The sequence below is a fragment of the Bdellovibrio bacteriovorus genome (genome assembly GCF_001592735.1).
Classification (GTDB): Bacteria; Bdellovibrionota; Bdellovibrionia; order Bdellovibrionales; family Bdellovibrionaceae; genus Bdellovibrio; species Bdellovibrio bacteriovorus_D.
Window position 1 is genome coordinate 368,824 of the sequence record NZ_LUKE01000006.1, and the last position, 7,801, is coordinate 376,624.

The following is a 7,801-nucleotide window of genomic DNA, read 5'->3' on the forward strand; positions in this document are numbered from 1 at the left end:
TGAGAACAGTATTTAAAGTTCGTAATGCGCCTAGACTTTAGGCATCACTCGGGAGATGGGCCTTAGACGCGATAAAAATAACCCTAAAAATCACTTAAAACCCCTTGAAATGACTGATTAAAATATTGTCACATAATTTTTCTTAGCGTAGCTTGACGAACTTGAAAAACAGCCCACATTTAGCTCATGGAATCTATCTTAAACAGATAGACGGCGGTAAGCCGGGCCTTTCGTTCCCGCGGGGCGGGAAGCGGGCCTCCTGCTAGTTTTAGATTTTAAGTAAAAAGGGAGATTATTGGTATGGGTAAAATTATTGGTATCGACTTAGGAACGACGAATTCTTGCGTCGCAATCATGGAAGGCGGAGAGCCGAAAGTGCTTGTGAATGAAGAAGGCGCTCGTACCACTCCTTCCGTTGTAGCATACACAAAGGACGGAGATCGTTTGGTGGGGCAAATTGCAAAACGCCAAGCTGTTACGAATCCAGAAAACACGATCTATTCGTCTAAGCGTTTCATCGGTCGCCGATTTGAAGAAGTGGCTGAGGAAATCAAACTTGTTCCTTATCATGTAGAAAAGAAAGGGAACGACACTGCTTTCAAAGTTCAAGGTAAAGCTGTTTCTCCAGAAGAAATTGGAGCCGCCGTTTTAGCTAAACTTAAAAAAGTAGCGGAAGACTATTTGGGCGAACCGGTCACTGAAGCGGTTGTCACAGTTCCAGCGTACTTTAACGATGCTCAACGTCAGGCGACGAAAGACGCCGGTCGTATCGCGGGTCTTGATGTGAAACGTATCATCAATGAGCCGACGGCAGCGGCATTGGCCTACGGAATGGATAAAAAGAAAGACGAAAAAATCGTGATCTATGACTTCGGGGGAGGAACGTTTGACGTTTCTGTTCTTGAAGTGGGTGACGGTGTCGTCGAAGTTCGTGCAACGAACGGGGACACTCACTTAGGTGGTGACAACTTTGACGTTGTGATCCTTGAGTGGTTGATTTCTGAGTTCAAAAAAGATCAAGGTATTGATCTTAAGAACGACAAAATGGCGTTGCAACGTCTTAAAGAAGCGGCAGAGAAAGCAAAAATTGAACTTTCATCAGCCCAAGAAACTGAAATCAACTTGCCGTTCATTACGGCGGACCAATCAGGTCCTAAACATCTTCAAACTCGTTTGACTCGCGCAAAATTCGATCAAATGACAGAAGATCTAGTAAAACGTTCGATGGAACCTTGCCGTAAGGCTTTGGCGGACGCTGGTTTGAAAGCTTCAGATATCGATGAAATCGTCCTAGTGGGTGGTTCGACTCGTATCCCAGCGATTCAAAAAGCCGTTAAAGATTTCTTTGGTAAAGAACCAAATCGTACCGTGAACCCCGATGAAGTTGTAGCCGTTGGTGCTGCAGTTCAAGGTGGTGTTCTTGCCGGTGATGTGAAAGATGTCTTGTTGTTAGACGTAACTCCATTGTCTTTGGGTATTGAGACCTTGGGTGGTGTGATGACTCCGCTTATTGAGCGTAACACGGCGATTCCGACTAAGAAATCGCAAGTGTTCTCTACGGCTGCGGACAATCAACCTGCGGTTGATATCCACGTTCTTCAAGGGGAACGTAAGATGGCGACAGACAATAAAACTTTGGGCCGTTTTGAGTTGATGGGCATCCCACCAGCTCCACGCGGGGTTCCTCAAGTTGAAGTGACTTTCGATATCGACGCCAATGGTATCTTGCACGTCAGTGCAAAAGACATGTCGTCTGGTAAGTCTCAGCAAATCAAAATCACGGCGCAATCCGGTCTTTCTGAAGAAGAGATCAAACGCGCAGTGAACGATGCTGAAGGTCATGCGGAAGAAGATAAAAAGAAAGCAGAAGCGGCTTCGGCTCGCAACAACCTCGACAACTTGGTTTACCAAACTGAGAAGTTGATCAAAGATTCTGGCAGCCAATTGCCTGAAGCTGAGGTGAAAACGGCGAACGAGGCGATTGCGGATGCGAAAAAAGTCTTGGAAAATAAATCAGCAGAAGCTGATCAATTGAAAGCGGCTTTTGACACTCTTCAAGGCGTGACTCATAAAATCACGGGCGAGTTGTACAAAAAACAAGGTGCAGCTCCAGGCGGCGAGAACAACGGTTCTGGCGGCGCCGGTGGTGATGAGGCAAAAACGGAAAAAGCAGACGGCGACGACGTGATCGACGCTGACTACAAAGACGTGAATTAAGCGAGCCGCTTGCCGCGCAAAGCGCGGGAACGCAGGCCCGGCTTACCGACCTAAACGTACTTACAAGCCCCCAGTGCAAAACACTGGGGGCTTTTTTATTGGAACGCCGAACCATTGACCTCGATTCTCAATAGATTACCATCTAAGTATCTATTGAAAGCCATTTAGAGGTGACGATGCATAATCAAAAATTTCCGCCCAAAGCCGACTTTGTTCAAAAAGCTTGGATCAACGAAACTCAGTACAAAGAATTGTACGCAGAATCGATGAAAGATCCGGAACACTTCTGGGCCGGCCAAGCCGATCGCCTGACCTGGATGAAAAAGTGGACCAAGGTGAAAGACACGAGCTTTCATAAACCAGTCAGTATCAAGTGGTTTACCGGCGGAAAGCTTAATGTTTCCTATAACTGTATCGACCGACACTTGGGTCACCACGCCGACAAAGTCGCTTTGATCTTTGAACCGGATAGCCCGAATCACCAAACTCAGAAAATCACTTATCGTCAGTTACATACCGAAGTTTGCAAGATGGCAAATGTGCTTAAAAAATTAGGCGCAAAAAAAGGCGACATCGTTACGATCTACATGCCGATGATTCCAGAAGCGGCTTACGCGATGCTAGCGTGCGCGCGCATTGGCGCGATTCACTCGGTGGTTTTTGGGGGATTTTCTCCGGACTCGATTGCGGATCGGGTGAATGATGGAAAATCAAAATTAGTCATCACGGCAGACGCCGGTTATCGCGGCGGCAAGGTTGTGCCGTTAAAAGATAATATTGATAAAGCGATGGCGAAAACCCCGTCCGTTGAAAAAGTTTTGGTCTTTAATTACTCCCAAGAAAAGCACGATATGACCGCGAACCGTGACGTCTATTATCACGAAGCCGTGAAAGGTATCAGTGATCAGTGCGAGCCCGAAGAAATGGATTCGGAAGACCCATTATTTATTTTGTACACTTCTGGATCTACGGGAAAACCCAAAGGGGTTTTACACACCACGGGTGGATATTTGTTATGGGCCAGCATCACGCACCAGTATGTTTTTGATTGTCATGAAAACGATATTTACTGGTGCACGGCGGATGTGGGGTGGGTGACTGGTCACAGTTATGTGGTGTATGGACCCCTTGCTAATGCGGCGACCTCTTTGATTTTTGAAGGCACGCCGACTTATCCCGATGCATCCCGTTTTTGGCAGGTCGTGGATAAACATCAGGTGAGTTTATTTTATAGCTCTCCGACGGCCATTCGTTCATTGATGCGCGAAGGGAACGACTTTGTTAAAAAATCATCGCGCAAATCTTTGCGCGTCTTAGGAACTGTGGGGGAGCCGATCAATCCAGAGGCGTGGCATTGGTATAATGATGTCGTCGGCGAAGGACGTTGTCCCATCGTAGATACTTGGTGGCAAACCGAAACGGGTGGTCACATGATCACGCCGATCCCGGGGGCGATCGCGACAAAACCTGGATCTGCGACATTGCCATTTTTCGGGGTGAAGCCCATCTTGCTGACAAATGAAGGTCAAGAAATCACCGGCGCGGGTGAGGGAGTTTTAGCAATTGCTGATTCTTGGCCTGGTCAAATGCGCACGGTGTACGGCGATCATAAGCGTTTTGAAGAAACTTATTTTTCTACCTACGCGGGTTACTATTTTACCGGTGACGGTTGTCGACGCGATGAAGATGGTTATTATTGGATCACGGGTCGTGTGGATGACGTGATCAATGTTTCGGGACATCGCCTTGGAACCGCTGAAATTGAATCTGCTTTAGTGGCCAACAATAAAGTGGCGGAGGCCGCCGTGGTGGGCTACCCGCATGATATTAAGGGCCAAGGGATATACGCCTTTGTGACGTTAAAAACAGGTGTTCAAAGCAGTGACGAGCTAAAAAAAGAACTGATCCAAACTGTGCGCCAAGAAATCGGGCCGATCGCTAGTCCTGATTTAATTCAGTGGGCTCCGGGCCTGCCAAAGACGCGTTCGGGGAAAATTATGCGTCGTATTTTAAGAAAAATTGCGGAAAATGCTCCTGAGCAATTAGGGGATACATCGACCTTGTCAGACCCTTCTGTCGTACAGGATCTGGTAGACAAGCGTTTGAATCGGTGATACGCCTACGCCAGGGCTACGGCGCACTGCGCACGTTGAAAAAGGATATTTTATGAATCAGATTTTTGCTCTTGTATTGATGGTTTTAGTGGCGGCTTTCAGTCGTTTAATTCCTCATCCTTGGAATTTTACAGCGATTGGTGCGATGGCGCTTTTCGGGGGAGCTTACTTTCCATCAAAAAAACAATCTTTGTTCATCCCGATTGCGGCTTTAATCTTAAGCGACTTGGTTTTGGGTTTTCATGAAACCATGCTTTTTGTTTACGGCGCATTTCTAGCCACCGTTTTGATCGGTTGGACTTTGCGTGAAGAACGCAGCGTTTTGAAAGTGGGAACTTTATCACTAGTGACAAGCGCGGTGTTTTTCTTGGTCTCAAATTTTGGCGTGTGGCTTATGCAATCCATGTACGCGAAAACTTGGGCTGGACTTGTCGAGTGCTACGTCGCTGCGATTCCATTTTTTGGAAACCAAGTCGCCGGTGACCTTTTCTTTGCCGCCGTCTTGTTTGGGGCTTATGAGACTTTAAAAAAAGTCAGCCCGTCCTTTGCTAAACAGTCTGTTTAGATAAAAAAAATCGATGTCGTCTTTGGCGCATTCAGAAAATAAAAAACTGGGACTTCATCGTCCCATCTTAAAGGGGAAGGTCAACTTCCCCTTATGTTTAGCGCCGATGGTGGGATTGACACATGTGGCTTTGCGCGAATCCATGCGCGAATATTTGCCTGCAGATGCATTTACGATTTGGCCGACAGAGATGTTAAATTCTCGTCGTATCCCTGGTGAGGATTTAGAAAAAACTCCAGAAACTTTGCGAGCGCCGACGGAAACAGGGCTTGTCCCGCAAATTCTGGGGAATGAAGAAACTGAGATCGCTGAAAGTGTGAAGCGCTTGATCGAATGGGGTGCTGAAGGCATTGATATCAACATGGGGTGCCCCGTGCAAAAAGCGCTGAAACACAATTACGGTGTGGCCCTGATGGGGGACCCCGCGTATGCCGCCGAAGTCGTGCGCATGACGGTTAAAAATTCAAGCGTTCCGGTCAGTGTGAAATTGCGCGCCGTCGGCAGCACCAAAGAGTTTGATGAGCTTTTAAGTTTCGTAATGGGTTTAAGAAACTCGGGCGCTTCGTGGGTGTGCTTGCATCCGCGAACCGCAGCCCAAAAACGTCGAGGTTGGGCGGACTGGGAACAAATCAAACAACTGCATAAGGCCGTAGATTTTCCCGTGATTGGTAATGGTGATGTGCAAACCGTGGAAGACGCGGTCTTGATGTTGCAAGAAACCGGCTGTGACATGGCGATGGCGGGACGTGGCCTAGCCGCACGGCCCTGGATGCTGTGGCAATTAGGGGAAGAGTTGGGACTTGCCAATCCACTTGGAAAAGAAAATCAAAAAGCACCCCGCACGCCGCAAGAAGAAGGCGCTGAATACGGTCGGTTTTTATTAAAATTTATTGAACGCTGTCGTTTTTATTTTGGTGAAGATCTGGCTTTACGCAAAGTGCGCTTTTATGTGCGCACGACGCATGTATGGTTGGATTTTGGAAACGCCTTAACGGGTGTTTGTGCGAAGGCGCGGACTATTGATGAAATGCTGATCGCAGTTGCGAAATTTTTCGAAGCCACCGTCGAAATGTGTCCTCGAACTGAGCTTCGTCAATAGCGAGCCGCGTTCGGCCCGTGGCCGAACCGAAGCTCTGGCTTACCGTCATCTATTTCCCTAACATCGGCATTAACTTGCCTTCATCATCCAACGCTTTGAGATCCGAATACCCACCGATCAACTTACCATCAATCATAATGATAGGAACTGTGCGCCAGCCGGTCTCGTTTTTGATGCGGTCAAGCTCATCCATTTTGTTGGTCAAATCGATCACATCAAACTCAATACCTCGACCTTCAAGGAAGTTGACGGCGCGATCGCAATAAGGGCAGGGATTTTTTTTGTACATTAAAACTTTAGCCATAATTCTTTTTGACATACTCTGGTGCGGCAGACAAGTCTTGTATAAGTATGCGATGCCTTCTCTGTGACTCCGCACAACCAGCTCGTTTTAAGGTCGTAAAAAAACCTGAGCGCAGCTATTTTCACTGTCCCGAGTGCGATTTGATCTTTATGGATCCTGCGGAGCGCTTAGCACCCCATCTTGAAAAGCAGCGTTACGATCAACATCAAAACGAATCCACCGCTGGGTATCAGGCATTCTTAGAACCCTTGGTGAAAAAGCTAGAAAGTTATTTCCGTTCGGCAGGCGTCGATATTACGCAGTTATCCGTGTTGGATTATGGGTGTGGTCCCACCGCGTTTCTTTCGACTTTGTTATTGAAAAAAGGCTTTATGCCTTCCAACTATGATCTTTATTATTTTCCCGATCAGGATCAGCTGCGTAAGACTTATCACGCCGTCACTAGTACGGAAGTCTGGGAACACCTTTACGATCCCAAGACGGAAATTGAAAGACAGCTAAGGCTTTTAAAAGCCGGGGGTTTGCTCGCCATCATGACTTCGGCTCATCGGGGGGAAGCGGTTTTTCACGATTGGCATTATCGCCGTGATCTGACGCATGTGGTTTTTTACTCTGAAAATGTGATGAATTGGATTGCGCAGAAATATCGCTTGCAGTTGCTGCACAGCCAAAGTCCGTATTTTGTATTTCAAAAAATGTAAGGCTCCTCCATTTTTATTTCGTTGTTGTGAGGACCGCTCACACAAGAAAAACTCAAATAAGCTCAATTCCTTCCAACGCGTCTTAGTCTGAGAATCGTCTATCAAGATTTTTTGTTATTCCACCGAAAAGAACTGTACGGAACGTCAATGGAGTAATGAATAATGGCATGGATTCTGCCGACACTATTTAGCCTCATTCTAATATTCTCGAATTCAACATTCGCGGCTCCTCCTACTTTTTCCTATCAAGGTCGTATTCTTGGTATCAATGGCCAAGGATTGGAATACGGCAGCGTTTCGTTTGAATTCACCGTGACAAGTCCGGATGGCAGTTGCGTGCTTTATAAAGAACAACGCGATGGCGTGGACATGCGCAATTCCAAAGGTGTTTTTGATACGCCGATTGGTTCAGGCATTAAGTCATATCCTGCAGGCGCGGGTTTTACTTTACTAGATGCATTTAATAACTCAGGTCCCTTGACGTGTTTTGGTGGTTCTACTTACACGCCGGCTTTTGATGACACTCGTCGTTTGCGTGTTTCATTTTATGATGGTGCGGGATGGAGAGTGATCACACCTGATTCAATCATTCGTTCAGTTCCTTACGCGGGTTTTGCGGGAAATGCCGCAAAGTTTTCGGGTAAACCGGTGACTGATTTTGTTTTGCAATCTGTGATGCCATCAGCCACTTGCGGAGCCAATGAAGTCATTACTTTTAACGGAACAAAATTTGTGTGTATCGCCGACCAAACGGGTGGCGGTGGGGGCGGAGCACCGACGGGTTCTGCGGGTGGGGATCTT

General features: G+C 47.1%; 6 protein-coding genes and 1 pseudogene. 6 read left to right on the forward strand and 1 reads right to left on the reverse strand.

What is annotated here, in order from left to right:
• Window positions 1-300: 300 nt before the first annotated feature.
• From dnaK to AZI86_RS18640, 4 genes are all read left to right on the forward strand, one after another.
• On the forward strand, window positions 301-2,217 hold the full coding sequence (dnaK, locus tag AZI86_RS18625) for a molecular chaperone DnaK (protein ID WP_061836789.1): 1,917 nt from the start codon (window positions 301-303) through the stop codon (window positions 2,215-2,217).
• Window positions 2,218-2,393: 176 nt separating this feature from the next.
• A complete protein-coding gene (gene acs / locus AZI86_RS18630; RefSeq protein WP_061836790.1) occupies window positions 2,394-4,331 on the forward strand; it encodes an acetate--CoA ligase in 1,938 nt (645 codons plus the stop codon).
• Between the two features lie 52 nt (window positions 4,332-4,383).
• Window positions 4,384-4,896 carry a DUF6580 family putative transport protein gene (locus AZI86_RS18635; protein ID WP_061836791.1) on the forward strand — a complete coding sequence of 171 codons (513 nt, stop codon included), beginning with the start codon at window positions 4,384-4,386 and terminating at the stop codon, window positions 4,894-4,896.
• A gap of 13 nt (window positions 4,897-4,909) precedes the next feature.
• Complete coding sequence (locus tag AZI86_RS18640) at window positions 4,910-5,995, forward strand: tRNA dihydrouridine synthase (protein WP_061836792.1); 1,086 nt, start codon at window positions 4,910-4,912, stop codon at window positions 5,993-5,995.
• Window positions 5,996-6,044: 49 nt separating this feature from the next.
• Here AZI86_RS18640 and AZI86_RS18645 read toward each other — a convergent pair whose 3' ends face one another.
• The gene (locus tag AZI86_RS18645) at window positions 6,045-6,299 is read right to left on the reverse strand and encodes a glutaredoxin (protein ID WP_253716026.1); all 255 of its coding nucleotides are present in this window, start codon (window positions 6,297-6,299) and stop codon (window positions 6,045-6,047) included.
• A gap of 47 nt (window positions 6,300-6,346) precedes the next feature.
• Here AZI86_RS18645 and AZI86_RS18650 point away from each other — a divergent pair, with 47 nt between their 5' ends.
• Window positions 6,347-7,000, forward strand: coding sequence for a class I SAM-dependent methyltransferase (locus tag AZI86_RS18650; RefSeq protein WP_061836794.1), 654 nt, complete (start codon window positions 6,347-6,349; stop codon window positions 6,998-7,000).
• A 162-nt stretch (window positions 7,001-7,162) separates the two neighbouring features.
• Window positions 7,163-7,801, forward strand: a pseudogene (locus tag AZI86_RS18655) (tail fiber domain-containing protein); the annotation flags it as partial.

Bases quoted from the DNA above. Each gene is read 5' to 3' on its own strand.
- dnaK (WP_061836789.1), top strand. From the start codon at position 301: ATGGGTAAAATTATTGGTATCGACTTAGGAACGACGAATTCTTGCGTC.
- acs (WP_061836790.1), top strand. From the start codon at position 2,394: ATGCATAATCAAAAATTTCCGCCCAAAGCCGACTTTGTTCAAAAAGCT.
- AZI86_RS18635 (WP_061836791.1), top strand. From the start codon at position 4,384: ATGAATCAGATTTTTGCTCTTGTATTGATGGTTTTAGTGGCGGCTTTC.
- AZI86_RS18640 (WP_061836792.1), top strand. From the start codon at position 4,910: ATGTCGTCTTTGGCGCATTCAGAAAATAAAAAACTGGGACTTCATCGT.
- AZI86_RS18645 (WP_253716026.1), bottom strand. From the start codon at position 6,299: ATGGCTAAAGTTTTAATGTACAAAAAAAATCCCTGCCCTTATTGCGAT.
- AZI86_RS18650 (WP_061836794.1), top strand. From the start codon at position 6,347: ATGCGATGCCTTCTCTGTGACTCCGCACAACCAGCTCGTTTTAAGGTC.